Below are 15,339 nucleotides of genomic sequence, written 5' to 3'. Positions count from 1 at the left end.
GAAAATGCGGCCAACTGCCAGCGCCTGGCGACGCGTCTTGGCGCGGGCGCGCGCTGCGCGCCGCAAACCCAAGCTCGTTGAGGAACACGAGCCAAGGCGCGCCGACCCAAAGCCTTAGGCAACGAACGGCAAGCAGGCGCAAGGCAAGATCAGGGATGGGGTGGCGGGTCTTAAGCCGTCGGCTCCAGCACGGCCTTGAGCAGGTCCAGCATGCGCTCGCTGGCGCCGCGGTGGGCTTCGCGGAAGCGCGCCGCGCCTTGGCGCATCGCTTCGGCCGCCGCCGCGTCATTCAGCAAAGCCAAAGCCGCATTCACCATTTCGTCGGCATCGGCCACTTGGCGGCCGGCGCCAGCGGCCATGGAATCGGCCGCCGCCTGCTGGAAATTGAACACCGAGGGGCCGAACAAGGCCGGCACGCCCATCAGCGCCGGCTCGATCAGGTTCTGGCAGCCAAACGGCAGCAGGCTGCCGCCGATGAAAGCGACATCGCAGGCGCCTAAATAACCGAACATTTCGCCCATGCTGTCGCCTAGCCAGACGCGGGTATCGGCCACCACCGGCGCGCCGTCGCCGCGGCGCTGCAATTTCAAGCCGCGCGCCTCGGCCAAGGCGGCCGCCTCATTCCAACGCTCGGGATGGCGCGGGACAAGGACCAGCAAGGCGTCGCCCGCGGCCGCGCCGGCTTTCAGCCAGGCATCCAGTATCAGCGCCTCTTCGCCCTCGCGGGTGCTGGCGCACAGCAATACCGGACGGGTTCCCAGCCGCGCGCGGAAAGCTTCCGCCAAATGCCGTTGCGCCGCCGGAATCTCAATATCATATTTGCTGCTGCCGCAGACCCATATTTTTTCCGCGCCCAATTGCCGCAAACGATCGGCATCTTTCGCCGTTTGCGCGGCAACTGCCGTCAATTCACGCATGGCAGGCCGAATCAGCCCCAATACCTTGCGATAGCCGTTCAGCGATTTTTCCGACAATCTGGCATTCGCCAACACCAGCGGCACGCCCTGGTCGGCGGCGGCATGAATCAGGTTCGGCCAGATCTCGGTTTCCATCAGCACGCCGCAGCGCGGCCGGTAGGCGCGCAAAAAATCGGCGACGGCCTGTGGATAATCGTAGGGCAGGTAGCGCACTTCAGCGTCCGGATACAGCGCCTCGGCGGTGGCGCGGCCGGTCGGCGTCATTTGCGTCAGCAAGAGCGGCACATCCGGCCATTGCCGGCGGATGGCGGCCACCAGCGGTTGGGCGGCGCGCGTTTCGCCAACCGAGACCGCGTGTATCCAGATCGCGCCGGCCGCCTTGGGCGACAAGGCCTGGCCGAAGCGCTCGTCCCAATGCTCCAGATAAGCCGGCGCCTGGCGCGCCCGCCGCTTCAGGTAACGGCGAATGAAAGGGGTCAGCACCCGCCACAAGCCGTTGTACAGCGCGCGCTGCCAGTTCACGACCAGTCCCGCCTGGACCGCAGCGCCGCCATCACCTCGCCCACCGACGGACACTGGCCGATATTGCCCAGATTGGTGGCCCACGGGGTTTCCACCACGCCGGTCTGCTGCGGATCGGTGTCGGTGTAAATGGCCGCCACCGGCACATTGAGCGCGTTGGCCAGATGCACCAGGCCGGTATCGACGCCGATGACCGCGCTGGCATGGCCCAGCAGGCCCGCGGCCTCGATCAAATCCATCCTGGGCGCCACCACGGCGGCCGGCAGCCGCGCCGCCAGACGCTCGGCGCGCGCCTTTTCCTTGTCATTGCCCCAGGGCAGCACCGTCACCAGGTCGTGCCGGGCCGACAACTCGCTCCCCAGCGCGATCCAGCTGGCCTCCGGCCATTCCTTGGACGCGCGGCTGGTGGCGTGCAACAACACGGCGTAGCGGCCGGACAGCATCCAGGCCGGGCGGTCGCCGGGCCGCACGCCGAACTGCGGCGGCCCCTCCGGCGTGTAGCCAAAGCTGAGGCCGAACAGCAGGCGATTGCGTTCGATGGCCGACAGGCGGCGCGAAACCGTGTGCTTCTTATCGTAAAACAGGCTGGCCAGCGACTCGCGCGCGCTGGACCAATCCAGGCCGGCCAAAGGCGCGCGCGCCCAGCGCGCCGGCAAGGCGCTCTTGAGCAGGCCTTGGCTGTCCAACACCAGGTCGTAGCGGGCTGCGCGCAGTTTTTGCCGCAAAGCGAGCAATTCCCACCAAGTGGAAGGCAGCAACAAGCGCTTGCGCCAGCCGCGCCAACGCAGGGTCAACACCTCCGCCACCTGGGGATGCAGCCGCGCGATGTCGGCGAAGTTTTCCTCGGCCAGCCAACTCAAGCGGATATTGGGGTAGTGCGTCTTCAGCTCGGTGATGGCGGGCCAAGTGTGGATAAGGTCGCCCATCGACGAGGTGCGCACGATCAGCACATTCATCATGGCGCGCATTGTACCCGAGCGAGGCTGTGGTTAACCAAGGAAAATCCGGGTCCCGCAGATGTGGATAAGCGCTTGTGAATAATTTTCTCCAGATTTATCCACAATTTGCCCGCGTATTGCGCGGTGCAATAATCCAATGCCTATCAACAGGGCAAATCCATGAAAAAATGGGTTTTTTTTTAATTGTCCACATAAAATCGCGCCTTCATTAGTTTCTTCATTTTATAGCTGCGTTAAAGAAAACCCGATGCCGAGAGTCTCTCCCGCGCAAAAAAATCCACTCACAAGACAGTCTGCAAAAACGCGTCTCAGCATGTGGGCAAGTCAGCTTTGCTCAACGCCACGGAAGTTATCCACAACTGATCATGGCTAGACAACCAGGGTAAGCAACAGCTTGATATACCATTCAACACCATGTTTTTAAAAGACTAATCATGGTTATCCACAAGGAAGTGAAGCCTTCTACCAGTATCTTCATTTTTTAAATGGGAAAACATAGAAAAGACTTGGAACGTGGTCGCCATACCGCGTCGCAAAGTCTTCAGGAAAGCAAACCCGCATACGCGCGGATTCATGTGGATAGGGAAAGCTTGGGCAGGACAAGCGCAATAGGCACAAACTATCGTGCTTGAGTTATCCACCAGTTGGCGCCGCAGCTTGCGGCGAGCGTTAAAAAAATTCCTCAGCAAATCAATGTGATGTATGCGATTTCTTGGCCGGACGGCCGTCAGGCAGGCGGATTTCGCCAGCGCTTTGCTCAAGCCCGGTGGCGACACCGCGCGACAGCTGTCATGAGGTTTGGCTTGGCTGGCCAATGCGATTAGCATGTCGCTTTAACCGGAAAGCGTTGCATGAACAAACCTTCCATTCACATCCGCCCGATGCGAGAGGCGGATATCCCCGCCGTAGCCAGGCTGTGCGGCGACCTGGACTACCCGACCTCCCCTGAAACGCTGGCTGCGCGTTACGCCGCGCTGCGGGCATTTCCCGACAATGAAATCTGGGTGGCGGAACAGAATGGCCTGGTCGTGGGCTGGGTCCATGGCCATGGCGGCCATTTGCTGGAGGCCAGCAGCTATGTCGAGATAGGCGGCATCGTGGTAGATCCGGCCTGCCGCGGCCTGGGCATAGGCCGTTTGCTGCTGGAAGCCTGCGAGCAATGGGCGCACCAGCGCGGTTATACGCGCATACGGCTGCGTTCCGGCGTGCAGCGCGTCGATGCCCACGCTTTCTATCGCCATATCGGTTACCAGCAGAAAAACACCGGCATCACCTTCGCTCTGGATCTGCCGCGTCAGGATTGAGCGGCGGACGGATCCACATTGCCCGCAGAAAGATCGCGCATGCGCATTCGCTTTCCCGCTCCGCTTCAGCCCGGCGACGCCATCGCCGTCACCGCTTTTTCCTCCGGCGTCCATCCGCGGCTGCATGGCCGGCTGGACGACGCTTTGAACGAGCTGCGCGCGCGCGGCTACCGCGTGGTGGAGGGGCGTTGTTTGCGCGAGGAAAAACAGGACGCCAGCGCGCCCGCCGCCGCGCGGCTGGCCGAACTCAAGCGCTTCTTGTTCGACCCCGAGATCCGCGCCATCCTGCCGCCCTGGGGCGGCGAACGGGCGATCGAGCTGTTGGCTGGCCTGGATTTCGCCGCGCTGGCCGAGTTGCCGCCAAAGTGGATCGCCGGCTTCTCCGACGTGTCCACCGTGATGGCGCCGCTGACGCTGTTATCGGGCTGGGCCACGCTGCACGGCCCCAATCTGATGGACCTGCCGCTGAAAGAGCGCGTATTTGGCAACCTGGCGCTGCTGGCGGCGCTGGAAACCGGCGTGCCGCCGGCGCAGGCGCAGCATGAGTTTTATTGGCGCTGGGACGAGCCGGGCAAAACCTTCGCCAATCGGACGCGGATGCTGGACGGCGGCGCGGGAAAGATGGAAGGACGCGTGATGGGCGGCTGCCTGGACGTGCTGGCGTCGCTGCAGGGCACGCCGTATTTCGATCTGGCCGCGTTCAAGCGCGAGCCGGCCATCCTGTACCTGGAAAATGCCGAACTCGCGCCCTGCGCCGTTTTAAGGGCCCTGGCGGGCCTCAGGCTGTCCGGGACGCTCGATGGCCTGTCCGGGTTGGTATTGGGCCGCAGCGGCGCTCAGGACGCCGCTGACGGGCAGGCATTGCGCTATGAGGACGCCGTGCGCGCCGCTTTGGACGGTTTGCCCTATCCGGTCGTGATCGATGCCGACATCGGCCATGCGCCGCCGCAATGGACGCTGCTGAACGGCGCCTGGGCGGTTTTGGAGGTATTCGGCGAGGGCAGGGCCACGCTTGGCCAGCGGCTGGAGCCGTCGGGCGGAAGCCTGGCCTCGCCGGGCGTTCCGCCTATGTGCTAAATGGGAAATCTGGCGGCAGATCGCCCCTGCGGGCATCTGCCCTACGGGGAAGGCGTCACAGCGCCATGCGGTAGAACACCACGCGCTCGGTCTCCTCGAAGCCCAGGGCCAGATGGGCTGCTTGCGCGGCCAGATTGTCCAGCGCGGTGTCGGAGGCCAGTTCCGCGCAGCCGCGCTGGCGCGCCCATTCCTGGGCCGCGCGTAATAATTGAGCGGCGACGCCGCCGCGCCTGTGCTCGGGCGCGACGTAAAGGCCTTCGACAAAGGCGACCGGCGAGCGCGCGGTCCCGTTGACGTAATCGTTGCGTAGCGCAAGCTCTAGCAGGCCGATGGGACCTGCGGCTTCGTCCAGGGCGAGGAAGGCCGCGCAACCGTCAGCCCGGTCCAGCTGCTGGGCGATTTCCTGCTGGTGTCGCGCCAAGGGGCAATGCGGCCATAGCGCGGCGCGCAGCCGCAGCCAGTCTGGGGCGAGCGAGGCAGACGCTGGGGCGATCGCCATCTGGGTCAAGCGGTCTTTCATGTTTTCTCCGGCGAGAACGGGTCTAGGCGGGAGGACGGCGCAAGATCGGCAACGTTCCCCGCCCTTTAGATGGATTCGAACTCCGGCTGCGGCAGGTGGCGGCGCTGCACCAGGATCTTGTCCACCCGCGTCTTGTCCATGTCCACCACTTCGAAGCTGAAGCCGTTCCAGTCGAAGCGGTCGGTGACGCTGGGGATGCGGCCCAGCCGGTACATCATCACGCCGCCCAGGGTATGCACATTGCCGCCGGCCTCGCCGGGCAAGGCCGTGTCTTCGTCCAGCTCGAAAAACTCGCGGAACTGGTGCGGCGACACCATGCCGTCCATCAGCCAGCTGCCGTCTTCGCGTTGCACGATCTCGTCGTCTTCGCCGCCGATAGCCGGAATATCGCCGACGATGGCTTCCATGACATCATTGATTGACACCAGGCCCGCCAGCTCGCCGTATTCGTCCACCACCAGCGCGCTATGGCTGCGCGCCTGCTTGAACTGCTCCAAGAGCTGCATCAGCGACGAGGTGGCCGGCACGTACAGCGGTTGCGCCAGCTCGGCGGTGAAGTCCACCGCTTCGCCGCGCAGCAGCCGGTCCAGCAGGCGCTTGGCGTTCAGTATGCCTATCACCTGGTCCGTGTCGCCGCGGCACACCGGAAAGTGGCTGAAACTGTGTTCCAACAGCACGGCGCGGTTGTGCTCCGTCCCGTCTTCTAGGTCCAGGATCACCACGTCCTTGCGCGGCGTCATCACCGATGCCACCTTGCGGTTGTCCAGACGGAAGATGTTTTCCACCAGTTCCTGTTCGGCGCGGTCGAACACGCCTTCGTCGGCGCCTTGTTCCATCAGGGTGCGGATCTCGTCCTCGGTGATGGAGGGTTCGTCGCTTTTCCTGGCGCCCAATAGCCGCAGCATGCCGTCGGTGACGCGGCTGAATACCTGCACCAGCGGCGCGCTGGCGCGCGACAGCAGCAACATGGGGCGGGCCAGCGCCATCGCCACGCGTTCCGGGTTCAGCAAGGCCAGCCGCTTGGGCACCAGTTCGCCGAACAGCAGCGACAGCGTGGTGATGAATAGCACCATCAAGGCCACAGACAGCGGCTTGCTATAGGCCGCCAGCCAGGGAATCTGGATCAATCGTTCGCGCAGGTGCTCGGACAGCGCCGCCTCGCCGTAAACGCCGGACAGGATGCTGATGGAGGTGATGCCGATCTGGATGGTGGACAGGAAGCGCGTCGGCTCGGCGGCCAGTGCCAGCGCGGCGCGCGCGCCTTTGTGGCCGTCTTCGGCTTTTTGTTGCAGTCTGACTTTGCGCGAGGAGACGATGGCGATTTCGGCCATGGCGAACACGGCGTTCAGCAGGACCAGGCCCAGCAGCAGCAGAATTTCCACGATGCGATGAGGGGAGTTGCGGAGCTACTAGCTTAGGGCAAGCCGTCCGCCGCGCAAAGTGGCGAGGCGGATGGCATGTTTTAGAACAGGCTGTTTTGCGCGGCGGCGGGCGCCCAGCGTACCGGCTGGCGGCCGCGGGCGAGCAGCCAGGCGTTGACCTGGGAGAAGTGGCGGCAGCCGTGGAAGCCGCGGCTGGCGGACAAGGGCGAGGGGTGGGCGGCGGTCAGCACCAGGTGGCGGCTGCTGTCTATGCGCTCGGCCTTGGTCTGCGCCCAGTTGCCCCACAGCAGGAAGACGCAGCCGGGATTCTGCGCGTTGACGGCATCGATCAGCGCGTCGCTGACCGTCTGCCAGCCCAGCTTGCCGTGGCTGCCGGCCTTGTCGCGCTCCACGGTGAACACGCTGTTCAGCAGCAGCACGCCCTGCTGCGCCCAGTGGCTGAGGTCGCCGCTGGCCGGAATGCCCAGGCCCAGGTCGGCCGCCAGCTCCTTGTAGATGTTGCGCAGGGACGGCGGCACGCGCGCGCCGTCCGGCACGGAGAAGGACAGGCCCATGGCCTCGCCGTCGCCGTGGTAGGGATCCTGGCCCAATATCACCACCTTGACGTCCGCCGGCGCGGCGTAGCTCAGCGCGTTGAACACCAGGGGCGCGGGCGGAAACAGGGTCTTGCCGGCCTCGCTTTGTTGGCGCAGTTCGCGGTCTATGCCGGCCAGTTTGGCGGCGACGGCGGGCTGGCGCAGCACGGTTTCCCAGTCCGGATGGACGCGGGCCAGGGCGGGGGATAGATAGCTTAGAGAGGACATGGCGTTTCTTTGAGACGGGTAGGGCGGAGGATGCGACTTGGAGACGGCGCGGCGCGTTTTGTTCCAAGCAAAACACCGCCCGCAGGCGGTGTCTTGAACAGGGCGCGGCGCGCTCAGTAACGGGCGACGGACGCATCCACCTGCGTCGACCAGGCGTCGATGCCGCCTTGCAGATTGATCACGTCGTCGAAGCCGGCATTCTGCAGGAACAGCGCCACCTGGGCGCTGCGCATGCCGTGGTGGCAGATGGCGACGATGGTGGCGTCGTCCGGCAGTTCGCTCATCCGGATGGGAATCAGATTCATCGGGATGTGCACGCTGCCCTCGATGTGCGCGAGCTGGTATTCCCAGCCTTCGCGCACGTCCAGCAGCAGCGGGCGCTTGGCCTGCGGGTCAGCCAGCTGGGCGGCGAGGGCGGGGGCGGTGATTTCGCGCAGCATGATCAGAAGCTGAAGCGAGCGGGTTCGACGGCTTCGAACTTCTTCAGACGCTCGATGCAGGTTTCGAACAGCGTGGTTTCGCGGAAGCTGGTGTCGGTCTCGCGCTGGATCAGCTTGCAGCTCATCACCGGCAGATCGCCCACCACCAGGATCAGGCGGCCGCCGACGGCCAGCTGGTCCTTCAGTTCCTGCGGCACGACGGGCAAGGAGCCGCCAACCACGATCACGTCGTAAGGCGCTTGCTGCGGGAGACCCAGCACGCCGTCGCCTTCCACCAGGGTGACGTTGGCGATGCCGGCCTTCTTCAGGTGGGCTGCGGCGCGGTCTTTCTGCGCCGGGTCGATTTCCACGCTGACGACGTGTTTGCCCAGCTTGGCCAGCAGCGCGGTCAGGTAGCCGCTGCCGGTGCCGATTTCCAGAATCTTGTCGCCGGACTGGATCAGGGCGTCCTGGGCCAGGCGCGCTTCCATCTTAGGCTGCAGCATCTTGCTGCCGTTGGGCAGCGGCAGTTCGGTGTCGACGAAGGCCAGTTGGCGCTGATTGTCGGACACGAAGTCCTCGCGTTTCACGTGGAACAGCAGGTCCAGAATGGTGGAATCCAGGACATCCCACGGGCGAATTTGTTGTTCGACCATATTGAAACGGTTTTTTTCGAAATCCATCAACTTACACTCCGGTGGCTGGGAGTCCGCCGGCGGCGGCAAGACTCTGGTCATGACGATAACTTGCGATTATCCCATATTTGCCTTACCTTCACACGGCATCGCTAGGGGTCCTGCGCCTGGCGTTCGGCGTAGATGGCTACCAAAGCGTAGGACATCGGGCTGAAGCGCGGCGCGGGTGAGAAATACCCTTGGAACCTGACCCGGATAATACCGGCGTAGGGAAGCGTCACCTGCCCGCCATGGCCACGCCATACCCGCAGCCGGCCCCGCCGGATCGCTCCTTGCGCCGCTTCATCGCTTTTGGAGACACCCGCCCGATGAACGCGCCCGTAAACAAGCAAATGGTGGTGGACGCCGCCGCCATCCAGCCCTTGCCTAACTCCCGCAAGATCCATGTCGCCGGCAGCCGCCCGGACATTCAAGTGCCGATGCGCGAGATTCGCCAGGCCGACACGCCGACCCAGTTCGGCGGCGAGCAGAACCCGCCCATCTACGTCTACGACACCAGCGGCCCATACAGCGATCCGGCCGCGAAAATCGACATCCAGAGCGGCCTCGCGCCCTTGCGCGCCGCCTGGATCGCCGAGCGCGGCGACTGCGAGCAGCTGGATGGCCTGTCCAGCGAATACGGCCGCGCCCGCGAGGCGGACCCCAAGCTTGCCGAGCTGCGCTTCAATCTGCAGCGCAAGCCGCGCCGCGCCAAGGCCGGCCGCAATGTGACGCAGATGCATTACGCGCGCCAAGGCATCGTCACGCCGGAGATGGAGTTTGTCGCCATCCGCGAAAACCTGAACCGCCGCGCCTATGTGGCATCGCTCAAAGCCACCGGCAACACCCGCTTGCTGGAGCTGATGACGCGCCAGCACAAGGGGCAGAGCTTCGGCGCCAATCTGCCGGACGAAATCACGGCGGAATTCGTGCGCCAGGAAGTGGCCGCCGGCCGCGCCATCATCCCGGCCAACATCAATCACCCGGAATCCGAGCCCATGATCATAGGCCGCAACTTCCTGGTGAAAATCAACGGCAATATCGGCAATAGCGCGGTTACGTCGTCGATTTCCGAAGAAGTGGACAAGATGACCTGGGGCATACGCTGGGGCGCCGACACCATCATGGACCTGTCCACCGGCAAGAACATCCACGAAACGCGCGAGTGGATTTTGCGCAACAGCCCGGTGCCCATCGGCACCGTGCCCATCTACCAGGCGCTGGAAAAGGTGAACGGCAAGGCCGAGGACCTGACTTGGGAAATCTTCAAGGACACGCTGATCGAGCAGGCCGAGCAGGGCGTGGACTATTTCACCATCCACGCCGGCGTGCGCCTGGCCTATGTGCCGATGACGGCCAATCGCATGACCGGCATCGTGTCGCGCGGCGGCTCCATCATGGCCAAGTGGTGCCTGGCGCACCACCAGGAGAATTTCCTCTACACCCACTTCGAGGAGATCTGCGAAATCATGAAGGCCTACGACGTGGCCTTCAGCCTGGGCGACGGCCTGCGTCCGGGCAGCGCCTGGGACGCCAACGACGAGGCGCAGCTGGGCGAGTTGAAAACCCTGGGCGAACTGACCGAGATCGCCTGGAAGCACGATGTGCAGGTGATGATAGAAGGCCCCGGCCACGTGCCGATGCAGCTGATCAAGGAGAATATGGACAAGGAGCTGGAATGGTGCCGCGAAGCGCCGTTCTACACCCTGGGGCCGCTGACCACCGACATCGCGCCCGGCTACGACCACATCACCTCGGCCATCGGCGCGGCGCAGATCGGCTGGTACGGCACCGCCATGCTGTGCTACGTGACGCAGAAGGAGCACCTGGGGCTGCCGAACAAGAACGACGTCAAAGAGGGCATCATCACCTACAAGCTGGCGGCGCACGCGGCGGACCTGGCCAAGGGCCATCCCGGCGCGCAGATCCGCGACAACGCCTTGTCCAAGGCGCGCTTCGAATTCCGCTGGGAAGACCAGTTCAATCTGGGCCTGGACCCGGACAAGGCACGCGACTTCCACGACGAAACGCTGCCGAAAGACAGCGCCAAGGTGGCGCACTTCTGCAGCATGTGCGGTCCGCACTTCTGCAGCATGAAGATCACCCAGGACGTGCGCGACTTCGCCGCCAAGCAGGGCATCAGCGAGCAGGATGCCTTGCAGAAAGGCATGGAAGTGAAGTCCATCGAGTTTGTGCAGAGCGGAGCCAAGCTGTACGACAAGATCTGATGTTGCAGAGGCGGAACAACGGCGGGGCTGCCCGGCGTTTTTTATGCCTGCCGTATCGGCAAGCGGTCTAGGATGAGCGTATCCCCCAGCACAGGAGCCTGCGATGGACACCAGCAATCACCAGTTGCCCGGCCTGTTTCGCCAACTGGGCCTGGCCGACGAACCGGCGGCGATGCGCGCCTTTATCGCCAGCCATCCGCTGCCGCCGGGCGCCAGCTTGGCCGAGGCGCCGTTCTGGAGCGCCGCGCAAGCATCTTTCCTGCGCCAGGCGCTGGAATGCGACGCCGAATGGAGCGAGGCGGTGGACGAGCTGGCCGTGCTGCTGCAACAGGGGGAGGCTTAAAAACCGGTAACACAACCACTGCTTCGCAGCCTGGCGTGACGCGGGGTTTTGTGAAGGTCTCCTCGATTGTGGATAAAAACAAGAATGGGCGATAGCTTGTGGATAAGCTGTCGCCCATTCTTATTTCACCTGCTGACGCTCAGGCGGCGATGTAGACCCAGGCGCGCTCGCCATTGTCGAGCAAGGCCTGCACACGCCGGTAGTCGTCCACTTCATAGAGGTCGGCTTGAGCCAGTTCCTGCTCGCTGATGTTGAACACGCTGCCGGCGACGCGGTCTTGCTGACAGTCGCTCGGGTGGATGATGGGATGGTGGGTCTTGCCGCTGGCGCGCACTACCTCGGCATCGCGGATTTCCAGCATCTCCCGCTTGAATCCCACCAATTGCGCAGGATGGCCGTTCAGCAGGCGGCCGAAGGTAGCGAGCTGCACATTGTCTTGCTGCAAGGTGCCGTAAGAGAACAGTTTGGGCATGGTTCCTCTCCCGTTGAATGGGGTTTTCACATCGTATCATCGGGCATGGCCGATAGGCGCATTCCCCTCTCCCCTTGTGGGGAAAGGGGCTTATTGCGGGAAAAAGCCGTTATCCAGCAGCATATCCTCGAAAAAAGCGCCATATGGTTTGGACGGATGGTGGATATGGATTTCCAGCACCCAGAGCGACTCTCTGGGCGTGTGGGGGAAATCGGCCAGCGCGCCCTTATGCAGCGCGGCGGTGCGCGGCATCCGCCTGTGCTATGCCGATCTGGAGGAGGACAGGTTGCGGCTGGGCGTGGCCAGGCTGGGAGGGGCGCTGCGCGAACAGGCTAACAAATGGTAGACAAGGGCTTGGACCTGCTAGATTGAAAAAGAATGTCTGTGTTTTAGGTTTTCATGACAGTAGCCATGGATGGATATGGAATGAAACAGACCGATCAGACTTTGCTGGAGCAACTTCGCATCACGGAATTCGAGATCGAGCAACGCAAAATGCTGTTTGGCCTGGAGCCGCGCGATGAGTTGTTGCTGCGCGCGGCCGGCAATTCGATAGAGGCGCATCTGGACGATCTGGTGGACCGCTTCTACGAGTTGCAGACCAGCACGCCGGAAATCGCGCTGCTGATAGGCGACGCCGATACCTTGCAAAGACTGCGCGCGGCCCAGCGCCGCTATGTGATAGACCTGTTCAGCGGCGTCTATGATCTGGACTACGTCAACAACCGCCTCCGCATCGGCCTGGTGCACAAGCGCATCGGCGTGGAGCCCAAGCTGTACCTGGCGGCGGTGCAGACGCTGAAAACGCTGTTGGTGCAGAAGCTGGGCAACATCATCCCGGATCCGGACGTGCTGATGCATACCCAGTTGTCGCTGGACAAGCTGGTGATGTTCGACGTGGCGCTGGTGTTTGAAACCTATATCCGCAGCCTGGTGGCGGAAATTGAGGCCTCGCGCAACAAGTCCGAGCAATATGCGCGGCTGCTGGAGGAAAAGGTGGCGATGCGCACGCGCCAGCTGGAGGTGCTGTCGCGCACCGATCCGCTGACCGGCCTGTTGAACCGCCGCTACTTGGACGAGACGCTGACCCGGGTGCTGCGCGGCGCCCAGTACCGGCGCGAGAAAGTGGCGTTGGTGTATGTGGACATCGACAATTTCAAGCACATCAACGACAGCCAGGGCCATCAGCGCGGCGACGAGATTCTGCGCGTGCTGGGCGAGATCATCTGCCGCATTTCCCGCGCCGAGGATGGCTGTTTTCGCTACGGCGGCGACGAATTCTGCATCGTGCTGCCCAATTGCGACGCGCGCCACGCCGAGCAGACCTTCATGTTGCGGCTCAGAAACGAAATGGCGAAAGTCTTGCCCGAGGTCAGTTTGAGCATGGGTTGCGCCGAGACCGGGCCGGATGATTTCATTCTGCCCGATGTCTTGCTGGACCAGGCGGATCAGCGCATGTATCGGGTCAAGCAGGATGGCCGCTTGCCGCCTGCGCCTGAGGACGGCGTGCCGGAAGCCAGCCCTGGGGACTACGCGGACTAGGGGCGCTTGAGCTGGGGCTAGCGGTCGCGCCGGGATGCATTTGCGGCGCCCACGCGATCCCGTCATCCAGCGTCAACCCTTACTCTCACAGCAGGCACACCCGGTTGCGGCCGTCCCGTTTGGCCTGGTACAGCGCCTGGTCCGCCTTTTGCTGGGCGCTGGCGAAATCGTGCTGGCGGCATTGCCATTCGTAGACGCCGGCGGAGAAGCTGCAGCTCAGATCGGGCTGGCCGGGCAGGGGCCGCAACTGGCTGAACTGCTGGCGCAGCCTTTCCGCCACCACATAGCCCGTTTGCGCCGGCGTGTCCGGCATCACCAGGCAGAATTCCTCGCCACCATAGCGTATCAGCAGGTCGTTTTCGCGCACGCCGTTGTTCAGCACGCCTGCCAGGGCCTGCAAGACCATGTCGCCGGCAGGATGGCCGTAGCGGTCGTTGATGGACTTGAAGTGGTCGATGTCCAGCATCACCACGCAGACGCGCTCGGTGGAGGCCTCCAGCGTGCGCAGCCAGTATTGCAGCGCGCGGCGGTTGCCGGTCGCCGTCAGCGGGTCGATGTTGGCGGCGTCTTCCAGCCGGCTGTTCTGCCGCTGCAGTGCGATATTGAGAAAGCCCACCGCGCCGCAGACCTGGGCTGCCGCGGCGAAGGTCAGCGCCCAGTGGTGGACGGTATCCTGGGGATGGGGCAGCAGAGGGAGGCCCTGCAGATGGCGCAGGATGTCGGTGGTGTCGCGCCAGATGAACAGGATCGCGCTGACCAGGAACAGCAGGGCGGTGGGGCTGAAGCGGTTATGGCACACCTGGCGCTCCGCCCGCCAGTACAGCCAGGCGGCGGCCAGGTACAGCAGCGGGATCTCCACGGCGTCGACAATCAGTTGCGCCGTGGTCCACGGCACCCACTGGTTCAATCCGGCGTAGGCCGCCACCGCCAGCCACAGCCAGTCCGGCAGCCGCTTGCCGATCAGGCGGGCGATGACCATCAGCTGCAGGGTGATGCCGCCCGTCGTCATGGCGGGGCCGATGCTGCGCTGCAAAAAGCCCGGTCCCAGCAGATGGCCTTCCAGCAGCATGCCGCCGGCCAGCAAGAGCGAGGCCTGCAGCCAGCGGTGCCGCGCGCGCACCAGGTCCGCGCGCACGCTGTGCTGCCAGGTGATGAGGCCTATGCTGGCGACTGCCAGCGAGACCATGATGAGCAGGTAGTCTGACATGGGCGGTCAAGCGAGAATGAGCGATATTTGCTTCATTCTAGCAAAGGGCGGCCCTGCCTCTGCCGGCGCTATGGAGAAGGCTTGAGCGCGCCCTTGGCCGCCGATGCCTGCTGTTTGAGTTGGTCCAGTTGCTGTTTCCATTCCGGATTCAATGCCGCGGCGCTGTCCACTGCCTGTTTGGCTGCGCCCAGCGCGGCGCTGGCCTGTTGTTTCCATTGCCCCAGCGGCGCGCTGGCGGCATCCAGGCCCTGATGCGCCTCGCCGATGGCGGCGGAGGCGGCCTGTTGCAATTGAGCGGTTTGTTGCTGATTGCAGCCGGCCAGCGGCAGCGCGCAAACGGCGGCGAAGATGACGATGCGCATGGTTTTGTCCTGTGGTTGGCGTCTTGCTACAGAGCCGCAGGCGGATGGCAAGTTCCTGTCAACACCGGTTAAGCCAAGCCCTGATCCTGCGTTGCGGCTCGTGGCCTTACGATTTGTCCTGTCTGCGTAGGCGCGGCGCGGCTTTGCTTATCGAGATTTGCTTCGCGGCGCTCAGTTGAAATGACATTGGCAATGCTTGGCGTTTGGGTTTATGTTGTGCCTTCTTTCTTCTTGCCAGGAGTCTGCCATGATAACCGTCAGCGTTCTCTACCCGCATCACGCGGGCGCGCATTTCGATTTCGGCTATTACCTGCAAAACCACATGCCCATGGTGCAGCAATTGCTTGGCCATGCGCTGAAAGGCGCGCGGGTCGACCGCGGCCTGTCCGGCGCGGAGGCGGGCAGTCCGGCCGGCTATGTCGCGCTGGCCTTGCTGCAGTTCGATACCATGGAGGCGTTCCAACAGGCGTTTGGCCCGGTGGCGGCGCGCATCATGGGCGATGTGCCGAACTACACCGATATCCAGCCGCAGATCCAGTACAGCGAAGTGGCGTTGTGGGACGAGCGCCAGCCAGGCGTCAACGGCTGGTATGCCGACGCGCAATAAG

Annotated in this window: 16 protein-coding genes, 1 pseudogene and 1 riboswitch; of the genes and pseudogenes, 6 read left to right on the top strand and 11 right to left on the bottom strand. The window is 63.7% G+C overall.

What is annotated here, in order from left to right:
- Positions 1-170: 170 nt before the first annotated feature.
- Positions 171-1,439 carry a lipid IV(A) 3-deoxy-D-manno-octulosonic acid transferase gene (gene waaA, locus FYK34_RS17290; protein ID WP_149298599.1) on the bottom strand — a complete coding sequence of 423 codons (1,269 nt, stop codon included), beginning with the start codon at positions 1,437-1,439 and terminating at the stop codon, positions 171-173.
- Positions 1,436-2,395 (bottom strand): lipopolysaccharide heptosyltransferase I, encoded by a 960-nt coding sequence (waaC, locus tag FYK34_RS17285; RefSeq protein WP_174774557.1) that lies wholly within the window; start codon positions 2,393-2,395, stop codon positions 1,436-1,438. Before waaC ends, waaA begins: the two co-directional genes overlap by 4 nt.
- A gap of 854 nt (positions 2,396-3,249) precedes the next feature.
- On the opposite strand from waaC, the gene FYK34_RS17280 reads away from it, so the two are divergent.
- Both FYK34_RS17280 and FYK34_RS17275 read left to right on the top strand, forming a co-directional pair.
- Positions 3,250-3,702: a GNAT family N-acetyltransferase gene (locus tag FYK34_RS17280; protein ID WP_149298595.1), complete on the top strand. Its 453-nt coding sequence runs from the start codon at positions 3,250-3,252 to the stop codon at positions 3,700-3,702.
- 39 nt (positions 3,703-3,741) lie between these two features.
- Positions 3,742-4,779, top strand: a complete 1,038-nt coding sequence (locus FYK34_RS17275) for a S66 family peptidase (protein WP_149298582.1) — start codon at positions 3,742-3,744, stop codon at positions 4,777-4,779.
- Positions 4,780-4,834: 55 nt separating this feature from the next.
- On the opposite strand, the gene aac(6') is transcribed toward FYK34_RS17275, so the two are convergent.
- From aac(6') to FYK34_RS17250, 5 genes are all read right to left on the bottom strand, one after another.
- A complete protein-coding gene (gene aac(6'), locus FYK34_RS17270) occupies positions 4,835-5,278 on the bottom strand; it encodes an aminoglycoside 6'-N-acetyltransferase (RefSeq protein WP_149300055.1) in 444 nt (147 codons plus the stop codon).
- Between the two features lie 86 nt (positions 5,279-5,364).
- Entirely contained in the window at positions 5,365-6,681 is a 1,317-nt protein-coding gene (locus tag FYK34_RS17265; RefSeq protein ID WP_174774530.1) for a hemolysin family protein, read from the bottom strand.
- 80 nt (positions 6,682-6,761) lie between these two features.
- Positions 6,762-7,484, bottom strand: coding sequence for a uracil-DNA glycosylase (locus FYK34_RS17260; protein WP_149298578.1), 723 nt, complete (start codon positions 7,482-7,484; stop codon positions 6,762-6,764).
- Positions 7,485-7,597: 113 nt separating this feature from the next.
- Complete coding sequence (locus tag FYK34_RS17255) at positions 7,598-7,924, bottom strand: rhodanese-like domain-containing protein (protein WP_149298576.1); 327 nt, start codon at positions 7,922-7,924, stop codon at positions 7,598-7,600.
- A gap of 2 nt (positions 7,925-7,926) precedes the next feature.
- Positions 7,927-8,586: a protein-L-isoaspartate O-methyltransferase family protein gene (locus FYK34_RS17250; protein ID WP_149298574.1), complete on the bottom strand. Its 660-nt coding sequence runs from the start codon at positions 8,584-8,586 to the stop codon at positions 7,927-7,929.
- Positions 8,587-8,682: 96 nt separating this feature from the next.
- A riboswitch (TPP riboswitch) is annotated at positions 8,683-8,828 on the top strand.
- 159 nt (positions 8,829-8,987) lie between these two features.
- On the opposite strand from FYK34_RS17250, the pseudogene thiC reads away from it, so the two are divergent.
- Both thiC and FYK34_RS17240 read left to right on the top strand, forming a co-directional pair.
- A pseudogene (thiC, locus tag FYK34_RS17245) lies at positions 8,988-10,805 on the top strand (phosphomethylpyrimidine synthase ThiC); the annotation flags it as partial.
- 103 nt (positions 10,806-10,908) lie between these two features.
- Complete coding sequence (locus FYK34_RS17240; protein WP_149298570.1) at positions 10,909-11,148, top strand: DUF2789 domain-containing protein; 240 nt, start codon at positions 10,909-10,911, stop codon at positions 11,146-11,148.
- A 139-nt stretch (positions 11,149-11,287) separates the two neighbouring features.
- On the opposite strand, the gene FYK34_RS17235 is transcribed toward FYK34_RS17240, so the two are convergent.
- A complete protein-coding gene (locus FYK34_RS17235) occupies positions 11,288-11,620 on the bottom strand; it encodes a gamma-glutamylcyclotransferase family protein (RefSeq protein WP_149298568.1) in 333 nt (110 codons plus the stop codon).
- A 90-nt stretch (positions 11,621-11,710) separates the two neighbouring features.
- Entirely contained in the window at positions 11,711-11,872 is a 162-nt protein-coding gene (locus tag FYK34_RS20570; protein ID WP_168209788.1) for a hypothetical protein, read from the bottom strand.
- Positions 11,873-12,046: 174 nt separating this feature from the next.
- Here FYK34_RS20570 and FYK34_RS17230 point away from each other — a divergent pair, with 174 nt between their 5' ends.
- Positions 12,047-13,162, top strand: coding sequence for a GGDEF domain-containing protein (locus tag FYK34_RS17230; protein WP_149298566.1), 1,116 nt, complete (start codon positions 12,047-12,049; stop codon positions 13,160-13,162).
- A gap of 85 nt (positions 13,163-13,247) precedes the next feature.
- Here FYK34_RS17230 and FYK34_RS17225 read toward each other — a convergent pair whose 3' ends face one another.
- Entirely contained in the window at positions 13,248-14,369 is a 1,122-nt protein-coding gene (locus FYK34_RS17225; RefSeq protein ID WP_149298564.1) for a GGDEF domain-containing protein, read from the bottom strand.
- 68 nt (positions 14,370-14,437) lie between these two features.
- Positions 14,438-14,731: a hypothetical protein gene (locus FYK34_RS17220; protein ID WP_149298562.1), complete on the bottom strand. Its 294-nt coding sequence runs from the start codon at positions 14,729-14,731 to the stop codon at positions 14,438-14,440.
- A gap of 247 nt (positions 14,732-14,978) precedes the next feature.
- On the opposite strand from FYK34_RS17220, the gene FYK34_RS17215 reads away from it, so the two are divergent.
- A complete protein-coding gene (locus FYK34_RS17215) occupies positions 14,979-15,338 on the top strand; it encodes an EthD family reductase (RefSeq protein WP_149298560.1) in 360 nt (119 codons plus the stop codon).
- Position 15,339: the final 1 nt, after the last annotated feature.

It is taken from the genome of Chromobacterium paludis, from assembly GCF_008275125.1.
Taxonomy (GTDB): Bacteria; Pseudomonadota; Gammaproteobacteria; order Burkholderiales; family Chromobacteriaceae; genus Chromobacterium; species Chromobacterium paludis.
Note: the sequence above shows the minus strand (reverse complement) of the source record. Positions and strands in the feature narration are given on the sequence as shown.